General features: G+C 68.4%; 26 protein-coding genes. 8 read left to right on the top strand and 18 right to left on the bottom strand.

Annotation, left to right across the window (positions count from 1 at the left end):
- Nucleotides 1-82: 82 nt before the first annotated feature.
- Nucleotides 83-1,051, bottom strand: coding sequence for a helix-turn-helix transcriptional regulator (locus HFL01S_RS16695; RefSeq protein WP_066260689.1), 969 nt, complete (start codon nucleotides 1,049-1,051; stop codon nucleotides 83-85).
- A gap of 114 nt (nucleotides 1,052-1,165) precedes the next feature.
- Here HFL01S_RS16695 and HFL01S_RS16690 point away from each other — a divergent pair, with 114 nt between their 5' ends.
- Together HFL01S_RS16690 and HFL01S_RS16685 are read left to right on the top strand one after the other, a co-directional pair.
- A complete protein-coding gene (locus tag HFL01S_RS16690; protein WP_066260687.1) occupies nucleotides 1,166-1,771 on the top strand; it encodes a glutathione S-transferase family protein in 606 nt (201 codons plus the stop codon).
- 66 nt (nucleotides 1,772-1,837) lie between these two features.
- Nucleotides 1,838-2,713: an alpha/beta fold hydrolase gene (locus HFL01S_RS16685; RefSeq protein WP_066260686.1), complete on the top strand. Its 876-nt coding sequence runs from the start codon at nucleotides 1,838-1,840 to the stop codon at nucleotides 2,711-2,713.
- Between the two features lie 8 nt (nucleotides 2,714-2,721).
- Here HFL01S_RS16685 and HFL01S_RS16680 read toward each other — a convergent pair whose 3' ends face one another.
- On the bottom strand, nucleotides 2,722-3,507 hold the full coding sequence (locus HFL01S_RS16680) for an SDR family oxidoreductase (RefSeq protein ID WP_066260685.1): 786 nt from the start codon (nucleotides 3,505-3,507) through the stop codon (nucleotides 2,722-2,724).
- A 98-nt stretch (nucleotides 3,508-3,605) separates the two neighbouring features.
- Here HFL01S_RS16680 and HFL01S_RS16675 point away from each other — a divergent pair, with 98 nt between their 5' ends.
- A complete protein-coding gene (locus HFL01S_RS16675) occupies nucleotides 3,606-4,526 on the top strand; it encodes a LysR family transcriptional regulator (protein ID WP_066260684.1) in 921 nt (306 codons plus the stop codon).
- On the opposite strand, the gene HFL01S_RS16670 is transcribed toward HFL01S_RS16675, so the two are convergent.
- Nucleotides 4,517-5,206, bottom strand: coding sequence for an ArsR/SmtB family transcription factor (locus HFL01S_RS16670; RefSeq protein WP_066260680.1), 690 nt, complete (start codon nucleotides 5,204-5,206; stop codon nucleotides 4,517-4,519). The genes HFL01S_RS16675 and HFL01S_RS16670 overlap by 10 nt on opposite strands.
- A 34-nt stretch (nucleotides 5,207-5,240) precedes the next feature.
- A complete protein-coding gene (locus HFL01S_RS16665) occupies nucleotides 5,241-5,579 on the bottom strand; it encodes an NIPSNAP family protein (protein ID WP_066260679.1) in 339 nt (112 codons plus the stop codon).
- A gap of 173 nt (nucleotides 5,580-5,752) precedes the next feature.
- Between HFL01S_RS16665 and HFL01S_RS25155 the strand changes: the two genes are divergently transcribed.
- From HFL01S_RS25155 to HFL01S_RS16650, 4 genes are all read left to right on the top strand, one after another.
- A complete protein-coding gene (locus HFL01S_RS25155) occupies nucleotides 5,753-6,202 on the top strand; it encodes a contact-dependent growth inhibition system immunity protein (protein ID WP_157538914.1) in 450 nt (149 codons plus the stop codon).
- Nucleotides 6,203-6,244: 42 nt separating this feature from the next.
- Nucleotides 6,245-6,703 carry a hypothetical protein gene (locus tag HFL01S_RS16660; protein WP_066260677.1) on the top strand — a complete coding sequence of 153 codons (459 nt, stop codon included), beginning with the start codon at nucleotides 6,245-6,247 and terminating at the stop codon, nucleotides 6,701-6,703.
- Nucleotides 6,704-6,763: 60 nt separating this feature from the next.
- On the top strand, nucleotides 6,764-7,375 hold the full coding sequence (locus HFL01S_RS16655) for a hypothetical protein (RefSeq protein ID WP_066260676.1): 612 nt from the start codon (nucleotides 6,764-6,766) through the stop codon (nucleotides 7,373-7,375).
- 118 nt (nucleotides 7,376-7,493) lie between these two features.
- Nucleotides 7,494-8,126, top strand: coding sequence for a DUF4844 domain-containing protein (locus HFL01S_RS16650; protein ID WP_066260674.1), 633 nt, complete (start codon nucleotides 7,494-7,496; stop codon nucleotides 8,124-8,126).
- A 33-nt stretch (nucleotides 8,127-8,159) separates the two neighbouring features.
- On the opposite strand, the gene HFL01S_RS16645 is transcribed toward HFL01S_RS16650, so the two are convergent.
- Nucleotides 8,160-10,070: an FAD-dependent monooxygenase gene (locus HFL01S_RS16645; protein ID WP_066260673.1), complete on the bottom strand. Its 1,911-nt coding sequence runs from the start codon at nucleotides 10,068-10,070 to the stop codon at nucleotides 8,160-8,162.
- Between the two features lie 124 nt (nucleotides 10,071-10,194).
- Here HFL01S_RS16645 and HFL01S_RS16640 point away from each other — a divergent pair, with 124 nt between their 5' ends.
- Entirely contained in the window at nucleotides 10,195-10,614 is a 420-nt protein-coding gene (locus HFL01S_RS16640) for a MarR family winged helix-turn-helix transcriptional regulator (RefSeq protein WP_066260672.1), read from the top strand.
- Here the strand turns inward: HFL01S_RS16640 and HFL01S_RS16635 are convergent.
- The 13 genes from HFL01S_RS16635 to phnG all read right to left on the bottom strand — a co-directional run bounded on the left by HFL01S_RS16635 (nucleotide 10,583) and on the right by phnG (nucleotide 21,475).
- Nucleotides 10,583-11,821 (bottom strand): MFS transporter, encoded by a 1,239-nt coding sequence (locus HFL01S_RS16635; RefSeq protein WP_066260671.1) that lies wholly within the window; start codon nucleotides 11,819-11,821, stop codon nucleotides 10,583-10,585. The genes HFL01S_RS16640 and HFL01S_RS16635 overlap by 32 nt on opposite strands.
- Before the next feature lies 1 nt (nucleotide 11,822).
- Entirely contained in the window at nucleotides 11,823-12,383 is a 561-nt protein-coding gene (locus tag HFL01S_RS16630; RefSeq protein ID WP_066260670.1) for a phosphonate degradation HD-domain oxygenase, read from the bottom strand.
- Nucleotides 12,384-12,393: 10 nt separating this feature from the next.
- Nucleotides 12,394-13,200, bottom strand: coding sequence for a phosphonate ABC transporter, permease protein PhnE (gene phnE, locus HFL01S_RS16625; RefSeq protein WP_066260668.1), 807 nt, complete (start codon nucleotides 13,198-13,200; stop codon nucleotides 12,394-12,396).
- A 62-nt stretch (nucleotides 13,201-13,262) separates the two neighbouring features.
- Complete coding sequence (gene phnD / locus HFL01S_RS16620) at nucleotides 13,263-14,207, bottom strand: phosphonate ABC transporter substrate-binding protein (RefSeq protein ID WP_066260666.1); 945 nt, start codon at nucleotides 14,205-14,207, stop codon at nucleotides 13,263-13,265.
- A gap of 45 nt (nucleotides 14,208-14,252) precedes the next feature.
- A complete protein-coding gene (phnC, locus tag HFL01S_RS16615) occupies nucleotides 14,253-15,128 on the bottom strand; it encodes a phosphonate ABC transporter ATP-binding protein (RefSeq protein WP_066260664.1) in 876 nt (291 codons plus the stop codon).
- Nucleotides 15,129-15,239: 111 nt separating this feature from the next.
- Entirely contained in the window at nucleotides 15,240-16,394 is a 1,155-nt protein-coding gene (locus tag HFL01S_RS16610; RefSeq protein WP_066260663.1) for an alpha-D-ribose 1-methylphosphonate 5-triphosphate diphosphatase, read from the bottom strand.
- Nucleotides 16,391-17,107, bottom strand: a complete 717-nt coding sequence (phnL, locus tag HFL01S_RS16605; protein ID WP_066260662.1) for a phosphonate C-P lyase system protein PhnL — start codon at nucleotides 17,105-17,107, stop codon at nucleotides 16,391-16,393. The genes HFL01S_RS16610 and phnL overlap by 4 nt, the downstream gene beginning before the upstream one ends.
- Nucleotides 17,104-17,886 carry a phosphonate C-P lyase system protein PhnK gene (gene phnK / locus HFL01S_RS16600; protein ID WP_066260660.1) on the bottom strand — a complete coding sequence of 261 codons (783 nt, stop codon included), beginning with the start codon at nucleotides 17,884-17,886 and terminating at the stop codon, nucleotides 17,104-17,106. The genes phnL and phnK overlap by 4 nt, the downstream gene beginning before the upstream one ends.
- On the bottom strand, nucleotides 17,883-18,335 hold the full coding sequence (locus HFL01S_RS16595; RefSeq protein ID WP_066260659.1) for a GNAT family N-acetyltransferase: 453 nt from the start codon (nucleotides 18,333-18,335) through the stop codon (nucleotides 17,883-17,885). Before HFL01S_RS16595 ends, phnK begins: the two co-directional genes overlap by 4 nt.
- Nucleotides 18,332-19,249, bottom strand: coding sequence for an alpha-D-ribose 1-methylphosphonate 5-phosphate C-P-lyase PhnJ (locus HFL01S_RS25760; protein WP_066260658.1), 918 nt, complete (start codon nucleotides 19,247-19,249; stop codon nucleotides 18,332-18,334). Before HFL01S_RS25760 ends, HFL01S_RS16595 begins: the two co-directional genes overlap by 4 nt.
- Nucleotides 19,246-20,346, bottom strand: coding sequence for a carbon-phosphorus lyase complex subunit (locus tag HFL01S_RS16585; protein WP_066260656.1), 1,101 nt, complete (start codon nucleotides 20,344-20,346; stop codon nucleotides 19,246-19,248). Before HFL01S_RS16585 ends, HFL01S_RS25760 begins: the two co-directional genes overlap by 4 nt.
- Before the next feature lie 2 nt (nucleotides 20,347-20,348).
- Nucleotides 20,349-20,978, bottom strand: a complete 630-nt coding sequence (gene phnH / locus HFL01S_RS16580) for a phosphonate C-P lyase system protein PhnH (RefSeq protein ID WP_066260655.1) — start codon at nucleotides 20,976-20,978, stop codon at nucleotides 20,349-20,351.
- Nucleotides 20,975-21,475, bottom strand: a complete 501-nt coding sequence (gene phnG / locus HFL01S_RS16575) for a phosphonate C-P lyase system protein PhnG (protein WP_066260653.1) — start codon at nucleotides 21,473-21,475, stop codon at nucleotides 20,975-20,977. The genes phnH and phnG overlap by 4 nt, the downstream gene beginning before the upstream one ends.
- Between the last annotated feature and the right edge of the window lie 37 nt (nucleotides 21,476-21,512).

Here is a 21,512-nt window from a genome sequence, read left to right as displayed (position 1 = left end):
TCAGGTACCACCTTGGAAAGACCGAAGTCAGCCCATGGCGGTCCTAAAGTGGAGCCGAAACTTTCGCCAAAGCCACTAAGGCTCACCCCCCACCTCGCGCCAAGCTCCGTCCCACCCGCTCACTCGCCCGGCGCAGCCGCTCCTTGAGCACGGGCGGCTCCAGCACATCAAACTCCACGTCCAGCGCAATGAGCCAGTAGACCAGCGAGTCCAGCTGGCCCGTGCCGCAGAGCATGAGGCAGTGCGCGTCGTCGATCGTTTCCAGCGTGGCGGCGGATGGGGGGATGGTCTTGGCCATCACCTCGCGCGGCTGGTGCAGCACCACGCGCGCCTGGTCGCCCTGCGGGTGCACGCCGGCCATGGCCCCGGTGACGTAGGCGCGCAGGTCGCCCGCGGGCGGCGGGCGTGGCGCGAAGTGCGCGCCGGTGCGGGGTGTGCCCTGCACACGGTCGATGCGGAAGGTGCGCCAGTCGTCGCGCGCCGGGTCCCAGGCCACCAGGTACCAGTGGTGGCCGGTGTGCACCAGCCCGTGCGGCTGCACCTGGCGCACGCTGGCCTGGCCGCGCAGGTCGCGGTAGCTGAAGCCCACCTGCAACTGGTCGCGGCAGGCCGTGGCCAGGGTGGCGAGCACGCTGGCGTCGATGGTGGGCCCCATGCGCTGCACCGGCACGATGGCCGAGCGCAGCGCACCCGTGCGGCGGCGCAGGCGGGTGGGCATCACCTGTTCCAGTTTCACCAGCGCGCGCAGCGAGCTTTCTTCCACACCGCTCACGGTGCCGGCCGCGGCGATCTGCAGGGCAATGGCCACGGCCAGCGCCTCTTCGTCGTCCAGCAGCAGCGGCGGCAGCGTCTGCCCGGCGCGAAACGCGTAGCCGCCCGCCACGCCGCTGCTGGCGTGGATGGGGTAGCCGAGCTGGCGCAGCCGGTCGATGTCGCGCCGCAGCGTGCGCGGGTGCACCGCCAGCCGCTCGGCCAGCTCGGGGCCGGCCCAGTGGCTGCGGGTCTGCAGCAGCGAGAGGACGCGCAGCAGGCGCGAGGACGATGACAGCATGGACGCACTCTAGCGTTTATCGAGGGCCGGAACTGTCCGCAATGGGCGCGACATTGCAGCCACGGGTTCGGCGCGGTGTCGGGCCCGCCAACCACCGTCTTTAAGGAGCCCCTCATGTCCAAGATCGTTCTCTACTGGTACCCCATGTCCAGCGCTACCCCGGTCGCCTGCGCCCTCGCCGAACTCGGCGTGTCGCACGAGCGCGTCAAGGTCGACATCACCACCGGCGAGCAGCGCCGGCCCGACTACCTGGCCCTCAACCCCAACGGCAAGGTGCCCACCCTCACGGTGGACGGCGCGCCGATGTTCGAGGCGCTGGCCATCGAGCTGTGGCTGGGCCACACCTATGGCGTGAAAAGCGGCCTGTGGCCGGCCGGCGGCACGCCGGAACACCTGCAGGCCATGTCGTGGAGCACCTGGGCCTATGTCACCTACGGCGCGCAGGTGTTTCGAATGCAGGCCGCGAAAGACATGGGCACGCCCGGCGACGCGCACGGCACCGCGGCGCACAAGGCCATCGACGAACTGCTCACCGTGCTCGACGGGCGCCTGAGCGAGCGGCCCTGGTTGCTCGGCGATGCGTACACGCTGGCCGACCTGGTCGTGGCGTCGGTGATCGGCTACAGCGTCTACCTGGGGGCGCCGGTGGCCGACCATCCGACCACGAACGCCTGGCTGCAGAAGGTGCAGGCACGCCCGGCGATGCAGATCGACGCCTGACCACATCGGCGCGCCCTGCCGTTTTCACTAGGTCGGGCGGAGCGTGTGCGGGGTGAGAATGAAGCGATGAGCACCTCCACCTCCTCCTTTCTCTCCGACGCCGACAGCACCCAGGTCACGACCTACACCTGGGCCGACGTGGACGGCCCACCCGCCGGCGTGGTGCAGATCGCCCACGGGCTGGCCGAACACGGCGAACGCTACGACCGCTTTGCCCGGGCGCTCAACGCGGCCGGCTTCGTGGTCCACGCGGTCGACCACCGCGGGCACGGGCGCACCGCCAACGGGCGGCTGGGTGACTTCGGCGCCGCCGGGTTCGGCGGCCTGATCGCCGATGTGGCGCAGTTCGGCGCCACGCTGCGTGCGCGGCACGGTGGTCTGCCGGTGTTTCTGTTCGCGCATTCGATGGGCTCGTTTGCCGCGCAGGCGGCCATGCTCGACCACTCTGCCACCTGGTCGGGTGTGGTGCTGTCCGGCTCGACCGCGCTGGACGCGTTTGCCGCGGCCATGGCCAACGCGCCCGCGGACGGACCCGCAGGGCTCGAAGCCTTCAACGCGGGCTTCGAACACCGCACGGGCTACGAATGGCTGTCCCGCGATCCCGCCGAGGTGGACGCCTACGTGGCGAACCCCTGGTGCGGCTGGGACGTGCCGGCCGATGTGATCCCTGCCCTGTTTGCGCCCGCACCCCGCGTGGCCGACCCGGCGCGGCTGGCCGGCATCCGCCGCGACCTGCCAGTGCTGATCGCCTCCGGCGACGCCGACCCGCTGGCCGGCGGCGGCGCGCTGATCCAGCTGCTGGGCCAGCGCTACCGCGACGCGGGCCTGGCCGACGTGACGGTGAAGCTGTACCCCGGTGGCCGCCACGAAATCCTGAACGAGACCAACCGCGATGAGGTGACGGCCGACATCGTGGCCTGGCTGCGCGCCCACGCGGGGTAGGCGCCGTCCTAGACCGTCGGCACCGTGCCACCGTCGATCAGGTGCTCCGACCCTGAGATGGAGCCCGCGCGCGGCGACACCAGGAAGGTGATCAGATCGGCCACCTCTTCTGGCTTGGCTGGTCGTCCGAGCGGGATGCCCCCCAGCGACTGCATGATGATCCGCTGACCGCCTTCGTAGTCCGTCCCGGCCTGGCGGGCCAGCCGCTCGGCCAGAGCCACCGAGGCCTCCGTCTCGATCCAGCCGGGCGCGACGCTCAGCACGCGAACGCCCTTGGGTGTCACCTCTTTCGACAGCGCCTTGCTGTAGGTGGACAGGGCCGCCTTGGCCGCGGCGTAGGCGGTGGTCGATTCCGGCAGCGGCAGCAGGCGCTGGATGGAACTGACGTGAACGATGACGCCGGAACCCTGGGCCAGCATGGCGGGCAGCAGCGCGCGGTCGAGCCGCACGGCCGGCATCAGGTTCTGGTTCAGTTCGTTGAACCAGTGCGCATCGTCCAGGGCCGCGAAGCCGCCGCCCGGCGCGCTGGAGCCACCCAGCACATTGACCAGGATGTCCACGCCGCCCCATTGGCTGAGGACCGACTGCGCCACGTCCGCCACGCCTCGCGCCGTGGTGAGATCGGCGGCGATGTAGGTCACGCCGTCGATGGCCGTTGCGGGCAGCGAACGCGCCGTCGTCATCACCTGTACGCCCGCTGCGTGCAGGCCGCGCACCAAGGCGGCGCCCACGCCCTTGGTGCCGCCCGAGACCAGCGCGCGCTGGCCTTGAAGTTGAAGATCGAAGCTCGTCATGTGAAGACTCCTGTTGGTTGGAGCCCTCAGGATGCAAGCGCCGGAGAAATTAGTGAATCACCTAGAATCTGAACGGGTTGTTTAGCAATGAATACACAATGCGCGGCTCCGACTACGCCGAACTGAAAGCCTTTGCCGCCGTGGTCGAGCGCAGCAGCTTTGCGCGGGCCGCCGAGCACCTGGGTGTGTCGCCTTCCGCGCTGAGCCAGACCATCCGCCAGCTCGAAGCGCGGCTGGGTGCGCGGCTGCTGAACCGCACCACGCGCAGCGTGGCACCGACCGCAGCGGGCGAGCAGCTGTACGCCCGCATCGCACCGCTGTTCCGGGTGATGGCCGATGCCGTGGCCGAGGCCAGCGCGGCGGCCGGGCAGATGAGCGGAACGCTGCGCATCAACACCCTGGGCATGGCGGCGCGGCAGATCATTGCGCCGCGGCTGGGCCGGTTTCACCGTGCGCACCCGGATGTGACGCTGGACATCGTGGTCGACGACGGGCTGAGCGACATCGTCGCGGGCCGCTTCGATGCGGGCATCCGGGTGGGCGGACGGCTGGAGAAGGACATGATCGCCGTGCGCCTGACGCCGGACGTGAAGATGGTCGCGGTGGCGTCGCCGGACTATCTGGCGCGGCACGGCCTGCCGCAATCACCCGCCGACCTGCATCACCACGCCTGCATCAACTGGCGGCTGCAGACCGACGGCCGGGCCTACCAGTGGGAGTTCGAGAAAAGGGGCCGGCGGATCGAGGTCGCGGCGTCCGGGCCACTGGTCACCAACCACTCGGACATCGGCGTCGCCGCGGCCTTGCAAGGCTTGGGCATCGCCTATGCCTTCGACCGCGAGCGCGTCGATGAGCACCTCGCTCAGGGACAGCTCGTGCAGGTGCTGGCCGACTGGTCGATCACGCGCCCGGGCTTGTTCGTCTACTACTCGAACCGGCACCACCAGGCCGCGATCCTGAGCGCTTTCATCGATTGCCTGCTGGACCGCGACCTGGCCAGGCCGGCCCCTCAGGTTTGAGGGGCCAACAGGGGCAACAAGGCCTGTTGCCCCACCGGCGTCACCGCCACATCCCGCCCCGTCCCCCGCCGCACCCAGCCCTGCGCCACCAGGTGCAGATACAGCCGGTCGGCCAGTTCGCCAGCCAGGTGGTCGCGCCGCTCGGACCAGTCCAGGCAGGGGTAGGCGTAGCGCCGCTTCTTGCCGGGCTCGGGCGCCTCGAACCCCAGCCGCAGCAGCCACGCGCGGCCGCTGTCGGTGAGCGTGTAGCCGCTGCTCGCCGGCTGCAGCCCGTCGGCCGCCATCAGGCCGTCGAACAGCCGGGTGCCCAGCCGCCCCGCCAAGTGCCCGTAGCAGCAGCGTGCCTCGCGCAGGCGCGCCCGTTCGGGCGAGGCCCATTCGCTTTCGTGCTCACCGCGCTCGGCCACCACGGCCAGGGCTTCCAGCGCATGGGCCACGTCGGCGTCGGCGAGGCGGTAGTAGCGGTGGCGGCCGCGCGGTTCGCAGGCCACGAAGCGGGCTTCGAGCAACTGGGCGAGGTGGCCGCTTGCGGTGGCGGGCGTCACGGACGCGGCGCGGGCCAGTTCGCTGGCGCTGGCGCATTCGCCGCTGAGCAGATAGGCCAGCATGCGCGAGCGCGCCGGGTCCGCGACCATGGCGGCCACGCGGGCGAGGCGGGGTTCGTGGGGGGTGTTGGTCATCGCCCTCAGCGTAGCGCAGCACACGCGGCAACGGTCACGGCAGCACCTGCCGGGGCTGGTGAATGGTGCTGGCCACGTCTTCGAGCCAGGTCCGCTCCTCGCGCAGGATGAAGCGCTGCGCCTGCGCCATCTCGAAGTTCGCGCGGCCCTCGGGGTCGGTGCGCAGCACGGCGCGGTAACGCTCGTAGGCCGCGAGGCTGTCAAAACCGATCAGGCCCCAGGCGATGTGATTGCTGCCCTCGTGCGGCAAAAAGTAGCCCAGCAGGTTGCCGCCGCAGCGGGGAATGATGCGGCCCCAGGCCTCGGCGTATTGGCGGAAGGCGTCGCGCTGGAAGGGGTCGATCTGGTAGCGGATGAAGCAGGTGATGGGCATGTCGTCGGACGCTGAGTGGAACGGGGTGTTCACTGTGACGCGGCCAGCCGGTCGGATGCTTTGGTATGGGCCGAAGTGTGGGGGGCTCCAACCCGTTCCTTGGAAACGACGGGTGCCGCCTGATCGCTGTCGACGGATACGATCGAAGAAGAATCCGAACCGACATTCCTTGAATGCAACACGCCTCTGTCTATCGTTTCAAAGACCGCATCCTTGTGCATCCAAACTGTCCGACCAGTGCCGGTATCCTGTTGTCGACAGCGCCGTTCGCGGTGCTGCCGCTGACTGCCTCAGACCACGAACTTGGCCTTGCGGTCAGTGCTGCGCTCGCCTCGTCCTCCCGGGTCGTTGCACATCCGGCGGACTGGAAGGGTGAAGCTCTCCCCAGACTAGCTGCTGCTGGGGTGAAGACTGAGCGGGCTTTCCAGCGACTCTCTTCTCTGGTGCGGATACTCTTTGACGGTACATCGTTCCAACTGCAACCCACCCACAACGGGGGAGGAAAAGGCGATATGCGAGGGTTTCATGCCATCCCCGGTTCAAAGAACATTTTTCCGTTGGCCATCGAACCGGACACTCTGGGAGCGGAGCTCAGAAGGGCCCTTGCCTTGTGCACGGACTGATATCTGAAACACCACGCTGATTCACAAACACGGTATTGCTCAATGCTTCGATCCCTGCGTCAGTTCCTTTCTCCAAAGCAGAAACAGACGATCCAGCATGACGTCTTCGGCGTGCTCTTGCTCGAGAAAGGCAAAGCAGGGCCGTACTGGCTGCACGAGGCCTATGCAGACGACGAACTGGCTATTTCCATCGACACCATCGGCGACGCCGTTCCGACCGAATCGCAGGTCAAGTTCTATCGCGATGTGGTTGAAGACGTCGATGCGACCTACACCAGAGTTTCGAAGCACTTGGCGCTCGACCATCAGAAAATGCACCGAAAACCTGTTGCTGCGGACTGGCGCCAAACCTTTCAGCTCGGAGGCATCCACATTCCTTTGGATGGAAATCGGCTGCTCCCATGGGAGATCACATTTGAGTGCCTCACGGATCGGACTGGCTTCCTCTACACATGCCACTTTGAGAATGACAAGCTGGTTCATGTGTCCATCGACACCTGATGCATTCTGCGAAGGAGCGCCCACTGCGCATCGAACTCTCTCCGCACCGGTACAAGTTGCATGAATCAGGCTCTCTTTGAACAGTACGAGGTCGCCAAGGAGCAGGGCAACAAACGCTTGGCGGCAAGCCTGATCGCGAGCTTCATCGAAACGTTTGCAACCGATGACGAGCGCGAGGAGTGGACGCGCTGGTACTTCATCAATCACCCCGCGCGGCATACGATCCGGCATGAGCTTTTTGAGCAGGTGATCTTTCCCGTGCTTCTGGCCGGGCACCAGCGATCCGACCCTTGGTGCATCGAGATGCTCGAGCGCTGTGACCAGAATCTGTACAGATCCGAGCATCTCTGGGTACAGATCGGTCGTCAGACGGGCATGCAACTGGCGGAACGTCTGCTCGCCCTGAAGCCCGATGACCAGTACGCCAAGGCGCGTGTCTTGGAGCACTTGATCGATGGTTTTCGATACAGCGAGCACGAATGGCCCTCTGGAATTCTCTGCGGAGCCGATGGTGCGACGGCACCTCAGTGCGACGAGATCCTTCTGGACGTTCGCAGGGCGCGCACGCTCGACGAGGCCTGCGTGCATTCGTCCTTCCTGAACCAGTTCGAGGCAAAGGTGCGGCAATACGTTCAACGACTGGACGCCACCAACAGATCGCCGGGTCACTGACCTTCCATCCCAACGGAAACAGAGAGATATGCCCATCCCATCCCGCCGAACCCTTCTTCTGTCTGCCCTGCTGAGCGCGGCGTCTGTCTATGTGTGGGCCAACCCTCCACCCCAGGGGATGACCACCGGCGATCGCAGGCAGGCGCTGGACCGCTTCATCGCGAAGAAGAAGTTCGTGAACGAGCCGTTCTACCGCGTTGACCTGGACGAGGCGGAGCGGCTCAAGTACGAAGCCTGGGTGAACCAGCTGGCGCGCTCGCTACGCAAGCTGTCGCCGTCCCGGCAGACCAAGCCGGTCGTGCTGGGCATGTTCAAGCCGGTGATGAAGAAGTTCGAAGCCACCGAGGGCGAGGATCAGGATCGATTCCTTGGATACCTCGTCGAACTGATGGACATTTTCGGCGTCGAGAGTTCGGACGGCCTGCTGAGCACGTGGCGCCACGGCTATGACATGACTGAGGAGATCAAAGCGCGCGAGGCCCAGTTGCAGGCGCTCAACGCCCAGGCGCTCGCAGCCATGACACCCGATGAACGCGCGTTGCTGGAGCGCCTTCACGCCATGACGAAAGCCGACGCCGAAGAGATGCTGCGGTCTCTGTTCGGCGCCCCTGTTTTCGACGGCGAGGGCAGCAAGATGTGGTCGGCGACAGCCACCGACCGCTCGTCCACCCTGACCCTGGTGGAGCGGTGGGGCTCGCTCACCCTGCTCTGGCAGGTGGATGGCAGGTTCATCTACACGCGCCGGCTCTGAGGCCGGCCCCGTCGCTTGCCGCGCCGCCTCGCCTCAGCGCAGCACGCCAGCAAAGAACGCCGACAGCGCCTTCCGCGCATCCAGCGGCAACACGTTCGCCACGTACTGGTCGGGCCGCACGACGATCAGACAGCCCTTCTCGCGATCGATGCCGCGCATGTCGTAGATGTCGCCCGCGCCCTTGTGGTCCACGCAGAAGATCTTTTCGTGGTCCTGCAGGCCGAGCTTGCCGGTTCGAGGCTTGAGCAGCGAGGGCATTTGCCCGTAGTCGAGTTGGTCGAAGGTCTGCTGGAACACGGCGCGCACGTCGATGATGGCGTCGATGTCTTCGCCGGTTCGTGTGTGCTTCACGACCGGTGAGGCAAGGTCGTTCTCCAGCCAGTCGGCCAGTTGCGCGATGGGCGCGCCGGGCTGGCCCAGGTCGCTCCGGCCCGCGAAGGCGTAGATCCGCCAGCGCGCGTCGGCTTCGGCCACATGGCCCAGCTGCATCTGCTTCGCATCCGACAGGCGCACCACCGGCGCGGAGTGGAAGCGGCGGCCGATCTCTTCGCCCCTGGCCAGCGCCTGGTGGGTGCCGGGCGCGAACAGGGTGGAGGTGTCGTACTTCACCGCGGTGCCGCCGGTGAACTCGAGGTTGGCCTTGAACTGGCGGATGATGCGCGGCTCTTCCTTGCCTTCGCGCTCGGCCTGGGTGGTGGGCGCGGACATGATGCGCGACCACTCGTGGTCGGTCTCGACCAGGCGCCTGGCTTCGGTCAGGCGCTCTTTGGAGTAGCTGCGCAGCAGGCTCGCATCGGCGCGGCCCTGCAGCACGTGCACCAGCTTCCAGCCCAGGTTGAAGGTGTCCTGCATGGACACGTTCATGCCCTGGCCGGCCTTGGGCGAGTGGGTGTGGCAGGCGTCGCCGGCGGTGAACACGCGCGGTGCGCGGTCGCTGCCTTCGGGCACGTCGTCGAACTTGTCGGTGATGCTGTGGCCGATGTCGTAGATCGACCACCAGACCACCTCCTTCACGTCCAGCGAATAGGGTTGGATGATGCGGTTCGCGGCCGCGATCATGTCGTCCTGCGTGAACTTCTTGCTCGCGGCCTTCTCGCCGTCCTTGAGCTTGTCGAGTTCCACGTACATGCGGAACACGTAGCCGCCTTCGCGCGGCAGGATCAGCACATTGCCTTCGTTCGCCGACGAGATCAGGCACTTCTGGCGCACGTCCGGGAAGTCGGTGTTGGCCAGGATGTCCATCACGCCCCAGGCCTGGTTGGCCGCGTCGCCGTGCAGCACGCCGCCGATGGCCTTGCGCACGGCCGAGTGGGCGCCGTCGCAGCCCACCACGTAGTTGGCGCGCACTGTGCGCGTGGCCCACCAGTTCACGCCGCTGGCGTCCTTGAGCGTCACGGTCACCGGGTGGTCGTCGGTGGTCTCATCGATGGTCAGGCCCACGATCTCCCAGCTGTAGTCGGGCTCCAGCCGCGAGGGCGAGTTCTTCATGACTTCGAGGAACAGCTCGTGCAGCCGCGCCTGGTTGATCAGGATGTGCGGCATCTCCGAGCTGTCGTCGGCCACGTCCTGCACCCGGCCCACGCGCCGGATGTGCGCGGGGTTGGCGGGGTCGGGCATCCAGAAGTTGGTCTGGTTGACCCAGTAGGTCTCGCGCTTGACCTTGTCGGCGAAACCGAAGGCCTGGAACATTTCCATGGTGCGCGTGTTGATGCCGTCGGCCTTGCCTTTGATGATGTTGGTGGGCATGCGCTCGACGATCATCGTTTCGATCCCGGGGAACTGCGCCAGCTGCGCGGCCAGGCACAGGCCGGCCGGGCCGGTGCCGGCGATCAGCACGTCCACCTTCTCCGGCAGCGGCTCGTTGACGCCGCGGTTGCGCCGGTTGGGCGCGGCCTGCTTGATGTCGGGGTTGCCGCCGCGAAAACCGTCTTTGTAGAACTGCATGGCCTGTCTCCTGTGTGGTGGGGGCTCGGGAACCGGGGTGAGTGGGCAAATGATATCTATGCTTACTAATTCTTGTCAAGACGGTACGTATACTTATCAATCAACTTGGAAACGGAGCGCGGGCATGGACTCACTCGACATGGCGGGGCACCTGATCCGCCGGCTGCACCAGCTGTCCACGCAGGTGTTCGTGCAGCGCACGCAGGCGGCGGGCTTCGACCTGACGCCGGTGCAGTTCGCGGCGCTGGACGCGATCCACCACCACCCGGGCACGGACCAGGCGCGGGTGGCGGAAATGATTGCCTACGACCGCGCCACCATCGGCGGCGTCATCGAGCGGCTGGAGCAGAAGGGCTGGGTCGACCGCGTCGTCAGCGAGCGCGACCGCCGGGCGCGCGTGCTCTCGCTCACGCCCGAGGGCGAACGCATCATCCAGGCGCTGGTGCCGGTGGTGCGCGACCTGCAGGACGAGATCCTGCAGTCGCTGGGCGACGCCGACCGCGCGCGTTTTCTCAAGCTGGCGCGTCAGGCCGTGGGGTCGTAGCCGGCACCGCGTCGCGGCGCGCCATGTGCAGCGCCAGCCCCTGCAGCAGGGCCAGCGCCAGCAGCCCGAGCCCGGCGGTGAGCCAGAGCGCGCGACCGCCCCAGTGCGCCATGGCCAGGCCGAACAGCACCGGCGCAAACGCCTGCGCCACGCGGGCCGGCGCCATCAGCCAGCCCTGCCGTTCGCCATAGCCCGCAGCGCCGAACACCACCAGCGGCAGCGTGCCCTTGGCAATGGTCAGGATGCCGTTGCCCATGCCGTGCATTACCGCGAACAGCCAGCCGCCCAGCGGCCCGCCGAGCGCCAGCAGCAGCACGCCCAGCGGGTGGCCCGCGGTGGCGAACCGGCTGGAGAGCAAAGGGTGCGCGCGGCGCAGAAAGCCGAACTCCAGCAACCGCCCCGCCACCTGCGCCGGCCCCACCAGCATGGCCACGCCCAGCGCGGTGGAGGCCGAAAGCCCCTGGGCCTGCAGCAGCAGCGGCAGGTGGGCCGCCATCGCGGTGCTGGTGAACCAGGCGATGGCGAACACGGCGGCCAGCACGAGGGCCACGCCCTGGCCGGCGGAAGTGTGTGTCGTGGCCGCGGGCGTTGATGCATGGCTGTCCGGGGAGACCGCGACTTGTATTGCGGGCATCTCTTCCACCCGCCCGCGCGGCAGCCAGCGGTGCAGCGGCAGCCCGACGGCGATGTGCAGCGCCGCCCAGCCCAGGCAGGTGCCGCGCCAGCCCAGCGTGTCCAGGCCCCACTGCGTGAGCGGCCAGCCGACGGTGCTGGCGAAGCCGGCGATCAGCGTGATGCCGGTGATGGCGTTGCGTGCGCTGACCGGGTAGAGCCGCACCAGGGTGGCGAAGGCCGCGTCGTAGAGCCCGCTGCCCATGGCCACGCCGACCACGCACCAGGCGGCCCAGACCTGCCATTCGGCCTGAGCGAAACCCAGCGCAGCCAGACCGGCAGCGAACAGGAGGTTGGTGGCGAGCAGCACCGCGCGCCCGCCGTGCCGGTCGATGGCGCGGCCCGCGGCCGGTCCGACCAGGGCCGAGATCACCAGCGCCAGCGTGAAGGCGCCGAACACATGGGTGACCGCCATGCCCAGTTCCGCCGCCAGCGGCGCCGCCAGCAGGGCGGGCAGGTAGTAGGACGAGGCCCAGGCCAGGGTCTGCGTGGTGCCCAGCCGCAGCACCACCCCGGTCTGGCCTGTGTGCCTCACCTCATGCGGTCTGGAGCATCAGCTGTTCCAGACGGGGCAGGTAGTGGTCCAGCGGCGGGACCGCGCGGGCCGGGTCCTTGGCCAGGTCGTCGTAGCGGCGCAGGCGCACGGCGTCTTCGGCAAAGGGCTGCAGCAGGAAGGCGCGCGACTCCACGGCGGTGTAGGCGCCGCCCTGCTGGGCCAGGCTGTGCACCGAAGCGGTCGACAGCGAGGCGTAGTAGGTGCCTTCGGCCTGGCAGAGGTAGCGCTTGGCGTCGACGTGCAGGCGGATCGGCTCCAGCACGGCGTCGGGCAGGACGCCGCGCAGAAAGGGCAGCGGGGTGTACTGGTGCAGGTCGTCCTGGCGCATGTCGGTGTCCATGGTACCGGCGTTCTCGGCCGCGATCAGGTGGCCCAGGTCGTGCAGCAGACAGGCAATGACCAGTTCGTCCGGCTCGCCCGCGGTCTCGGCCAGGTGGGCGCACTGCAGGGCGTGCACGCGCTGGCTCACGGCCTCCAGGCCGTACTGCTGCGCGCCGCGCTGGTCGAGCAGGCGGACGATGTCGTCGAGGGTCAGGGCCATGGTGTTCTCCTCAGATCATGAGCTTGCGGATGCGGGCCGACACCAGGTCGATCAGGCTGACCGTGACGATGATGATGATCATCACGGCGGCGGTCTCGGCGTACTGGAAGCCGCGGATGATTTCCCACAGCACCACGCCGATGCCGCCGGCCCCAACCATGCCCACCACCGAGGCCGAGCGCACATTGGCTTCAAAGCGGTAGAGCGTGTACGAGATCCACAGCGGCATCACCTGCGGGATCACGCCGTAGACGATTTCGTGCAGCGCCGAGGCGCCGGTGGAGCGGATGCCTTCGACCGGCTGCGGGTCGATGGCTTCGACCGCTTCCGAGAACAGCTTGGCCAGCGTGCCCGCGGTGTGGATCCACAGCGCCAGCACGCCGGCGAACGGGCCCAGGCCCACGGCCACCACGAACAGCATCGCGAACACCATCTCGTTGATGGCGCGGAAAGAATCGAGCACCCGGCGCACCGGCTGGTGAATCCACCAGGGCGTGATGTTCGACGAGGCCAGCAGGCCCAGCGGCACTGCCGAGACCACCGCCAGCGCCGTGCCCCAGACGGCGATCTGCAGCGTGACCACCATCTCCTGCACGTACATCTTCCAGTCGGCGAAGTTGGGCGGGAAGAACTCGCCCGCGTACTGGGCCATGTTGCCCGAGTCGCGCAGCAGCTCCAGCGGCCGCATGTCGGCGCCGTTCCAGGAGCCGGCCAGCACCAGCAGCAGGGCGGCCCAGCCGAGGTACCAGCCCAGGCTGCGCTTCTGGGGGGCCGCAGTCGGAGCAGCGCGTGCCGGTAGCGTGGAGGTGGTGGTCATGGTGTTCTCCGGTCGAAAAAAAGCCCGCCGTCGGATCGGGCGGGCCTGGGCTCAGCCGCGCGTCACTGCAGGGCGGCGAGCTGCTTGTCGATGTCGGCCAGCTTGCTGGCCTTGTCGGTGGCGGCCAGTGTGGCGTCGGCCTCGATCTTGTTGCGCTTGCTGAACAGGTCCAGTTCGCGGATCGGGGTCAGCTGCGCGTTGGTCGAGGGCTTGAAGCCGGAGAGCTTGGAGATCTTCATCACGATCTCCTTCTCGCGCGCATCGGTCTTGGCGTAGTTGTAGAAGAAGGTCTTGAGCTTCTCCTTGGTGGCGGCGGGCAGGTCCTTATGCATCACCAGCGGGTCCAGGGGAATGAGCGGCGAGGTCCAGACCACGCGGATGTCGTTGAACTTCTCCGGCTGGCGTTCTTTGATCTTCTCGAGGTTCTCGCTGTTGTTGGTGGCCACGTCGACCTGCTTGTTGGCGACCGCCAGGGCGTTGGTTTCGTGGTTGGCGCTGCGCACGATCTTGAAGTGGGTCTTCGCGTCGACCTTGTTCTTGGCGAACACGTAGAAACCCGGCACCAGGAAGCCCGAGGTGGAGTTCGGGTCGCCGTTGCCGAAGGACAGCGACTTGCCGTTCTTGAGCACATCGTCCAGCGACTTGATCGGGCTGTCCTTGTGCACGATCAGGTGCGAGTAGTAGCCCTGGGTGCCGTCGGCGTTGACCATCTGGGCAAACACCTCGCCGTTGGCGCGGTCCACCGCTTCCATGGCCGACTTGTTGCCCAGCCAGGCCACTTGGACCTTGTTGAAGCGCATGCCTTCGATGATGCCGGCGTAGTCGGGCGCGAAGAAGGCCGTGACCTTCAGGCCGGTCTGTTTGGCCATGTCGTCGATCAGCGGCTGCCAGTCGGCCTTGAGGTTCTGGGTGGCCTCGGTCGAGATGATGCCGAAGTTGATGTCCTGGGCCCAGGAGGCGCTCAGGGTCAGGCCGAGCGATACGGCGGCGAGGGTCTGCTTGATCATGGAAGTGTCCTTGGATGCAAGGTGGAAGGGTCGGCGGAAGGAGGCTCAGGCAGCCTGGGCCAAGGGGGTTGGCCAGGCGACCACGTTGGGCGCTGGCGCGGGAGAAGCGGTGGAGGCGGGTGTGTCGTGCAGCGTCGAGCTGCCATTGAGGATCTCGTCGGCCTGCATGCCGTAGAGGCTGCGCAGCAGCGCGGGCGTGAGCTCGCGCGATGGGCCGTCGAACACCACGCGGCCCTGGTGCAGGGCGACCACGCGCGGGCAGTAGCGCATGGCCATGTCGACCTGATGCAGCGAGACCACCACGGTGCAGCCGTCTTCGCGGTTGATGCGGGCCAGGATTTCCATCACCTTGCGCGAAGCCTCGGGGTCGAGCGAGGCGATGGGTTCGTCGGCCAACACCACCTTGGCGCCCTGCACCAGGGTGCGGGCAATGGCGGCGCGCTGCTGCTGGCCGCCCGAGAGCGTGGACGCGCGCTGCGCGTGGCACTCGGCGATGCCCACGCGGCCCAGGGCCTCGATGGCGAGGGCGCGTTCCTGCGCGGTGAACCAGCGCGTCCAGGCGCGCCACGAGGGCATGCTGTGCAGCCGGCCCACCAGCACATTGACCAGCACCGGCAGACGGTCCACCAGGTTGAACTGCTGGAACACAAAACCGATCTGCGAGCGGATGCGGCGCACGTCGCGCTGGATGCGGCCCTCGCGCTGCACGCATTGGCCAGCCACCTCGATCACCGAACCGGGTGTGGCGTCGGCGGCCATCAGACCGGCCACGTGGCGCAGCAGGGTGGACTTGCCGGAGCCGGAGGCGCCGATCAGCGCCACCATCTCGCCAGGGCGGATGTCCAGGTTCACGTTGTCCAGCGCCAGCTTGCCGCCGGCAAAGCGCTTGCTGAGGTTCTGGATGCGCAGGGCTGAAGACATGGTCGTGCTCCGTGAATCAAAGTTATCTAGACAAGTCGCAGTGTCCGGCGCTTGTGTGACAGCTCTTTGAAGGCTGCGGGAACTTTCGATGGCGCTCGCGGGGCGTGCGGCTCAGAGCACCCGCTCGCCCTCGCGCCACACACCGCGCACCACCGCCTGGCGGCGGCCGTCGGGCAGGTCCACCAGCTTCACCCGCACCAGGTCGGCGCGCTGCCCGGGCGCGATCTCGCCGCGGTCGTCCATGCCGCAGGCGCGCGCCGGGTTGCGCGTGACGGTGGCCACTGCGGCAGGCATGTCCAGGATGCCGTCGTCCACCAGCCGCACCACAGCGCTGAGCAGGCTGCCCGGCACGTAGTCGGACGAGAGGATGTCCAGCAGGCCCTGGCGCGCCAGTTCGGCTGCTGCCACGTTGCCCGAATGGGAGCCGCCGCGCACCACGTTGGGCCCGCCCATCACCGTCAGCAGGCCGCGCTCGTGCGCCGCGCGTGCAGCGACCACGGTGGTCGGGAACTCCGAGACGCTGGCGCCCTCGGCGTGGGCCTGCTCCACATGGGCCTCGGTGGTGTCGTCGTGACTGGCCATGGCAATGCCATGGGTGCGGCAGTAGTCCACGAAATACTGCCGGTGCGGGTCGGCGTAGCGCGCCTGCAGCTCGGCCGCGTGTTCCACCTGGCGCAGGAACTTCTCCAGGCTCCAGCCCTTCTTGCCGGTGTAGTAGACCTTGGCGACGTCGATGTTCTCCCACTGGCGCTGGCCGGGCGTGTGGTCCATCAGAGAGATCAGCGACAGGCGGTCGTGGCCGTGGAAGGGCTCGAACAGGTCGATGGTGTTGGGCGCCGGCAGCTCGCAGCGCACGTGCAGGTGGTGGTCGGCGCGCAGCAGGCCTTCGCGGGCGCAGGTGTCGATGGTGTCGACCACGCCGTGCCAAGTGCTGCCGCGCAGGCTGTCCGGGTCGGCGTCGCCCACGCCCAGCGCGTCGAACACGGTGGTGATGCCGGCGGCGGCCACCTCGGCGTCGTGCGCCAGCAGCGCCGGCATCTCGGCCCACTGCACCGAGGGGCGCGGCATCAGGTGGCGTTCGAAGTTGTCGGTGTGGATCTCCACCAGGCCGGGCAACAGGTAGTCGCCTTCGAGGTCCAGGCCCACATGGCCCTGGCGCTGGCCGGGGTCGATGGAGGCGATGGTGCCGCCGGCTGCCGCGAGGCTGCCTTCGACCACTTCGTTGCCCAGCACGATGCGGGCGTTGCGGAACACGACGGGATTCATGCGGCACTCCTGAATTGCGCGATGTCGATGCGGCGGGTGGCCACGGCGGCCCCCACCTCGGGGTCGTGGAAGATGCCCATCAGCGCGGCGCCACGCGCCACCGCTTCGTGGATGAGATCGATCACGGTGCGGGTGTTGGCCTTGTCCAGCGAAGCCGTGGGTTCGTCCAGCAGCAGCAGCGGGCGGGGCTTGATCAGGCTGCGCGCGATGTTGATGCGCTGCTGCTCGCCGCCGGAGAAGGTGGCGGGCGGCAGCGGCCACAGGCGCTCGGGAATGCGCATCCGCGTGAGCCAGGCGGCGGCCTCCAGGCGTGCGGCCTCGACCCGCTCGGGCGCGGGAGCGCCTTCGCCCAGCAGCGGCTCGGCCACCGCGTCCAGCGCCGACACACGCGGGATCACGCGCAGGAACTGGCTCACATAGCCCACGCGGTCGCGCCGCATGGCCACCAGCTCGCGCGGCGTGGCCTGGGTGATGTCCAGCGTGCTACCGTCGACGTGGCGCAGGGTGATGGTGCCGCTGCTGGCGCGGTAGTTGGCGTAGACCAGCTTGAGCAGCGTGCTCTTGCCCATGCCCGAAGGGCCGTCGAGCACCAGGCATTCGCCCGCGTGCAGGTCCAGGTCCACCTGGTCGAGCACGCGCAGCTCGGCGGCGTGCTGGTGGTGCAGCGTGAAGCGTTTGGACACACCTTGCAGCGTGAGGACGGGTGTGTTCATGGCTGGAGGACGGAAGAGACGAGCAACTGGGTGTAGGGGTGCTGCGGGTCGTCGAGCACCTGGTCGGTCAGGCCCGATTCGACGATGCGGCCGCGCTGCATCACCACCATGCGGTGCGCCAGCAGGCGCGCCACGGCGAGGTCGTGCGTGACGATGACGACGGCCAGCTGCATCTGCTGCGTGAGCTGGCGCAGCAGGTCCAGCAGGCGCGCCTGCACCGACACGTCCAGGCCCGAGGTGGGTTCGTCCATGAACACCAGGCGCGGCTGCGTCACCAGGTTGCGCGCGATCTGCAGGCGCTGGCGCATGCCGCCAGAGAAGGTGCGCGGCGCGTCGTCGATGCGGATCGGGTCGATCTCCACCCGCTGCAGCCATTCTTCGGCCTGGGTGCGCAGCTGGCCGTAGTGGCGCTGGCCCAGGCCCATCAGGCGCTCGCAGACGTTGGCGCCGGCCGAGACGTCCATGCGCAGGCCGTCGGCCGCGTGCTGGTGCACGAAGCCCCAGTCGGTGCGGGCCAGCAGGCGCTGCTGCGCCTGGCTCATGGCGTGCACATCGTCCAGCCGGCCGTCGCGGCCCTGGAACAGGATCTGGCCTTCGTCGGGCCGCAGGCGCGCGGCCAGCGCGTTGAGCAGGGTGGTCTTGCCCGAGCCGGATTCGCCGACGATGGCCAGCACCTCGCCGGGCCAGAGTTCGAAGGAGGCCTCGTGCAGGGCAAGCTGCTGGCCGTAGCGTTTGCTGACGCCGGTGGCGCGCAGCAGGGGGGTGTGTGACAGGGTCATGGGGTGATCACGAAGCTGATGCCGTGGCGCTGGAAGCCCAGCGCGTCGTAGAAGGCGTGCGCGCGTGTGCGCTTCTGGTTGGAAGAGAGGGCGAGCTTGTAGGCGCCGGCCTCGCGGGCCAGCGTGCGGGCGTGTTCCATCAGCTGACGGCCAATGCCCTGGCTGCGGCAGGCCTGGTCCACCACCACGTCCTCGACGATGGCCGAGGGCGTGCCCCGGTGGGCCAGGTTGTGCATCACCAGCAGGGCGTAGCTGCCGACCACCGCGCCCGCGGCATCGATGGCCACGAACAGGCGGTAGCTGGGGTAACGCGCGAACTGGGCGAAGACCTCGCGCGCCTGCTCCACGCCGAGCACGTCACCGTCGTCCAGGCCCGGCTGGGCGTACAGCGCCAGCACGGCCGGCAGGTCGTCGGCGGTGGCTTCGCGCAGGTTCAGGGCCTCGCTCACGTGGCCGCTCCCGCGCCGATGAGCACCGCGTCGGCCTGCGCCGCCTGCCGCTCCTGGCAGTGGTCGGAATCCGAGCAGACGTGCAGGCGCGAGCCCTGGTCGTCGGTGATGATTTCGTCGAGGAAGCTGTCGGTGGCGCCGCACAGCGCGCAGGGCACGTCCCATTTCTGCACCTCGAACGGGTGGTCCTCGAAACCCAGGCTCTCGACCTTGGTGTACGGCGGCACCGCGTAGATGCGCTTCTCGCGCCCGGCGCCGAACAGCTGCAGCGCGGGGTTCATGTGCATCTTGGGGTTGTCGAACTTCGGAATCGGCGACGGCGCCATCAGGTAGCGGTCGTTCACCATCACCGGGTAGTCGTAGGTGGTGGCGATGTGGCCGTGGCGCGCGATGTCCTCGTAGAGCTTGACGTGCATCAGCCCGTACTCGGCGAGCGCGTGCAGCGTGCGGGTCTCGGTCTCGCGCGGCTCCAGCCGCTGCATCGGCTCGGGCACCGGCACCTGGTAGACGATCACCTGGCCCTCGCGCAGCGGCGTCTCGGGGATGCGGTGGCGCGTCTGGATGATGTCGGCCTCGGTCGTGCGGGTGGTGACTTCGACGCCGGTGGTGCGCTGGAAGAAGCGGCGGATGTTGACTGCGTTGACGGTGTCGTCCGAACCCTGGTCGATCACCTTGAGCGTGTCGTCGGGGCCGATCACCGAGGCCGTGACCTGGATGCCGCCGGTGCCCCAGCCGTAGGGCAGCGGCATCTCGCGCGAGCCGAAGGGCACCTGGTAGCCGGGGATGGCGACCGCCTTGAGGATGGCGCGGCGGATCATGCGCTTGGTGCGCTCGTCGAGGTAGGCGAAGTTCACGCCCGGCTCGGTGGCGGGGGCCGCGGGACTCAACAGCTCGGGATGCAGTGGGGCGTTCATGCGCGTTCCTGTTCGGTGTCGGCGGGGCGGGTGACTTCGGCGCGCATGCGGCGCACCAGCTCCAGCTCGGACTGGAAGTCCACGTAGTGCGGCAGCTTCAGGTGCTGCACGAAGCCCGAAGCCTCCAGGCTGTCGCTGTGCGAGAGCACGAACTCCTGCTGCTGTGCGGGCGCCTCGACGGTCTCGCCCAGTTCGGGCGCACGCAGCGCGCGGTCCACCAGGCTCATGGCCATCGCCTTGCGCTCGCTGTGACCGAAGGCCAGGCCGTAGCCTCGCGTGAACTTCGGTGGCTCGGTCTTGCTGCCCGCGAACTGGTTGACCATCTCGCACTCGGTGATCTCGATGTCGCCGATGGAAATCGGGAAATCCAGTTCCTCCGGTGTCAGCTCCACCGCCACCTGGCCCAGCCGCACCTCGCCCACGAAGGGGTGGGTGTGCGAATAGCCGCGCTGGGTCGAATAGGCCATGGCCAGCAGGAAGCCCTCGTCGCCGCGCGCCAGGTTCTGCAGGCGCGTGGCGCGGGCGGCCGGAAAACGCAGCGGTTCGCGCGTCAGGTCCACCGGGTCGGGGTCGCCCTCGGGCACCGGGTGGGTCTCGATCAGGCCTTCCTGGTTCAGCAGGTCGACCACGCGCGGCGCGGGCGCAGGCACGGCGGTGCTGGCCGGCGCGTCCACGCCCGGCGCGGCGGCGTTGGCCAGCAGCGTGAAGTCCAGCAGGCGCTGGGTGTAGTCGTAGGTCGGGCCGAGGATCTGACCGCCCGGCAGGTCCTTGAAGGTGGCCGAGATGCGGCGGTCCGGGCGCATCTGCGCGGTGTCCAGCGCCCGCGTGGTGCCCAGGCGCGGCAGCGTGGCGCGGTAGGCGCGCAGCAGGAAGATGGCCTCGACCAGGTCGCCCGCGGCCTGCTTGATCGCCAGCGCCGCGAGTTCGGGGTCGTAGACCGAGCCTTCGGTCATCACGCGGTCCACCGCGAGCTTCATCTGCCCGCGGATCTGGTCCACGCTCAGCTCGGCCTGCTGCGGGTCGCCGCGGCGCTGCCCGGCCAGCAGCTTGTAGCTGTTGAGGATGGCGGTTTCTCCGCCTTTGACGGCCACATACATGGTCAGGCCTCCACGGCGGTTTGTGCTGCGCGGACGCGCGTGCTGCGGGGCAGGCCCGCGATGTGGGTGGGCGTGGCCAGGAACAGGTCCACGCCGCGCGGGAAGCGGCGGTGGTTGGTGTCCCATTGGTCCACGAAGTCCCCGGGCAGGCCGCTCGCGCACAGCGACTGTTCGCTCGCGATGCCAGGGCCGGTGAGCACCAGGCCGTCGGCGCCTTCGGCGTCCAGCGCCTGCAGCTCGACCACGCAGGTCGCCGACTGGTCCGGGTAAGCGTCGCTGCCGGCGTCCAGCGAGGCCAGCGCGGGCAGTGCGTCGCCCTCGGCCACCCACAGGAAGCGCGCCGAAGCGGCGTCGGCCGCCCAGTGGCAGCCGGTGTGAAAACGCAGCCACGCCGCGGCGTCGGTTCCCGCCAGCGCCGGCGAGAGCCAGACGCTGCAGTCGCTGTCCACCAGCGCCTGCAGCAGCACCGCGGCGGCGCCGTGGCCATGGCGTGGCAACTCGGACACATCGGGCATCTCGATCACGCGGCCGGGGTGCGACAGCGCCGACAGCGCGCTGCGGAACACCGCCTGGCTGCCGATGGCCGGATCGCGGAAACCGGGGCGCACCTGTTGCAGGTCGTCGGCCTTCATTCGTCTTCTCCTTCGTCCGGTGTTCCGGATTCGCGCGCCACGGTGAAGAAGTCCACCTGGGTCGATTGCGCACGTGCGGCGCGCTGCGCCTGCTGCAGCGCCAGGTGCTGGCGCACCGGCTGCAGCAGCGCACCGTCCAGCGCCTCGTGGTGCGCCGGGTCCTGCAGCAGGGCGTCGGCCACGGCCGCGAGCTGGGCCTGGCGGTGGTTGCGGCCCATCACGTAGGCCACGCCCACGGCGCTGTCCTCGCCGCCCACGCGCAGCGCGCAGCGCGTCACCGTCATCTCGCCGAGGTTGAAGCGCTGGCCGGTGCCGCCTGCGCGGCCCTGCACCATGTACAGCCCGGTCTCGGGTTTGCGCAGCCATTGCAGCGGCGCGGCGGCGGGCGCGGACAGCGCCTGCTCCAGCAGGGGCAGCGGCGCGCGGGACAGCAGGGCCATCCATTCGGGGCGCGGTGTGGGCCGGTTCGGCCCGGTGTTGTCAAACGCGTGAAACATCTTGGTGGTAGTCTGAAATCTGTGTAGACAACTTGTG

Source organism: Hydrogenophaga flava NBRC 102514, assembly GCF_001571145.1.
GTDB classification, from domain to species: Bacteria; Pseudomonadota; Gammaproteobacteria; order Burkholderiales; family Burkholderiaceae_C; genus Hydrogenophaga; species Hydrogenophaga flava.
The sequence above is the reverse complement of the archived record's forward strand: the minus strand, read 5'-3'. Positions and strand labels throughout refer to the sequence as shown.

What these genes read in the sequence shown, in the direction of transcription:
- HFL01S_RS16695 (WP_066260689.1), bottom strand. Translation starts at nt 1,051, where the DNA reads ATGCTGTCATCGTCCTCGCGCCTGCTGCGCGTCCTCTCGCTGCTGCAG.
- HFL01S_RS16690 (WP_066260687.1), top strand. Translation starts at nt 1,166, where the DNA reads ATGTCCAAGATCGTTCTCTACTGGTACCCCATGTCCAGCGCTACCCCG.
- HFL01S_RS16685 (WP_066260686.1), top strand. Translation starts at nt 1,838, where the DNA reads ATGAGCACCTCCACCTCCTCCTTTCTCTCCGACGCCGACAGCACCCAG.
- HFL01S_RS16680 (WP_066260685.1), bottom strand. Translation starts at nt 3,507, where the DNA reads ATGACGAGCTTCGATCTTCAACTTCAAGGCCAGCGCGCGCTGGTCTCG.
- HFL01S_RS16675 (WP_066260684.1), top strand. Translation starts at nt 3,606, where the DNA reads ATGCGCGGCTCCGACTACGCCGAACTGAAAGCCTTTGCCGCCGTGGTC.
- HFL01S_RS16670 (WP_066260680.1), bottom strand. Translation starts at nt 5,206, where the DNA reads ATGACCAACACCCCCCACGAACCCCGCCTCGCCCGCGTGGCCGCCATG.
- HFL01S_RS16665 (WP_066260679.1), bottom strand. Translation starts at nt 5,579, where the DNA reads ATGCCCATCACCTGCTTCATCCGCTACCAGATCGACCCCTTCCAGCGC.
- HFL01S_RS25155 (WP_157538914.1), top strand. Translation starts at nt 5,753, where the DNA reads ATGCAACACGCCTCTGTCTATCGTTTCAAAGACCGCATCCTTGTGCAT.
- HFL01S_RS16660 (WP_066260677.1), top strand. Translation starts at nt 6,245, where the DNA reads ATGCTTCGATCCCTGCGTCAGTTCCTTTCTCCAAAGCAGAAACAGACG.
- HFL01S_RS16655 (WP_066260676.1), top strand. Translation starts at nt 6,764, where the DNA reads ATGAATCAGGCTCTCTTTGAACAGTACGAGGTCGCCAAGGAGCAGGGC.
- HFL01S_RS16650 (WP_066260674.1), top strand. Translation starts at nt 7,494, where the DNA reads ATGACCACCGGCGATCGCAGGCAGGCGCTGGACCGCTTCATCGCGAAG.
- HFL01S_RS16645 (WP_066260673.1), bottom strand. Translation starts at nt 10,070, where the DNA reads ATGCAGTTCTACAAAGACGGTTTTCGCGGCGGCAACCCCGACATCAAG.
- HFL01S_RS16640 (WP_066260672.1), top strand. Translation starts at nt 10,195, where the DNA reads ATGGACTCACTCGACATGGCGGGGCACCTGATCCGCCGGCTGCACCAG.
- HFL01S_RS16630 (WP_066260670.1), bottom strand. Translation starts at nt 12,383, where the DNA reads ATGGCCCTGACCCTCGACGACATCGTCCGCCTGCTCGACCAGCGCGGC.
- phnE (WP_066260668.1), bottom strand. Translation starts at nt 13,200, where the DNA reads ATGACCACCACCTCCACGCTACCGGCACGCGCTGCTCCGACTGCGGCC.
- phnD (WP_066260666.1), bottom strand. Translation starts at nt 14,207, where the DNA reads ATGATCAAGCAGACCCTCGCCGCCGTATCGCTCGGCCTGACCCTGAGC.
- phnC (WP_066260664.1), bottom strand. Translation starts at nt 15,128, where the DNA reads ATGTCTTCAGCCCTGCGCATCCAGAACCTCAGCAAGCGCTTTGCCGGC.
- HFL01S_RS16610 (WP_066260663.1), bottom strand. Translation starts at nt 16,394, where the DNA reads ATGAATCCCGTCGTGTTCCGCAACGCCCGCATCGTGCTGGGCAACGAA.
- phnL (WP_066260662.1), bottom strand. Translation starts at nt 17,107, where the DNA reads ATGAACACACCCGTCCTCACGCTGCAAGGTGTGTCCAAACGCTTCACG.
- phnK (WP_066260660.1), bottom strand. Translation starts at nt 17,886, where the DNA reads ATGACCCTGTCACACACCCCCCTGCTGCGCGCCACCGGCGTCAGCAAA.
- HFL01S_RS25760 (WP_066260658.1), bottom strand. Translation starts at nt 19,249, where the DNA reads ATGAACGCCCCACTGCATCCCGAGCTGTTGAGTCCCGCGGCCCCCGCC.
- HFL01S_RS16585 (WP_066260656.1), bottom strand. Translation starts at nt 20,346, where the DNA reads ATGTATGTGGCCGTCAAAGGCGGAGAAACCGCCATCCTCAACAGCTAC.
- phnH (WP_066260655.1), bottom strand. Translation starts at nt 20,978, where the DNA reads ATGAAGGCCGACGACCTGCAACAGGTGCGCCCCGGTTTCCGCGATCCG.
- phnG (WP_066260653.1), bottom strand. Translation starts at nt 21,475, where the DNA reads ATGTTTCACGCGTTTGACAACACCGGGCCGAACCGGCCCACACCGCGC.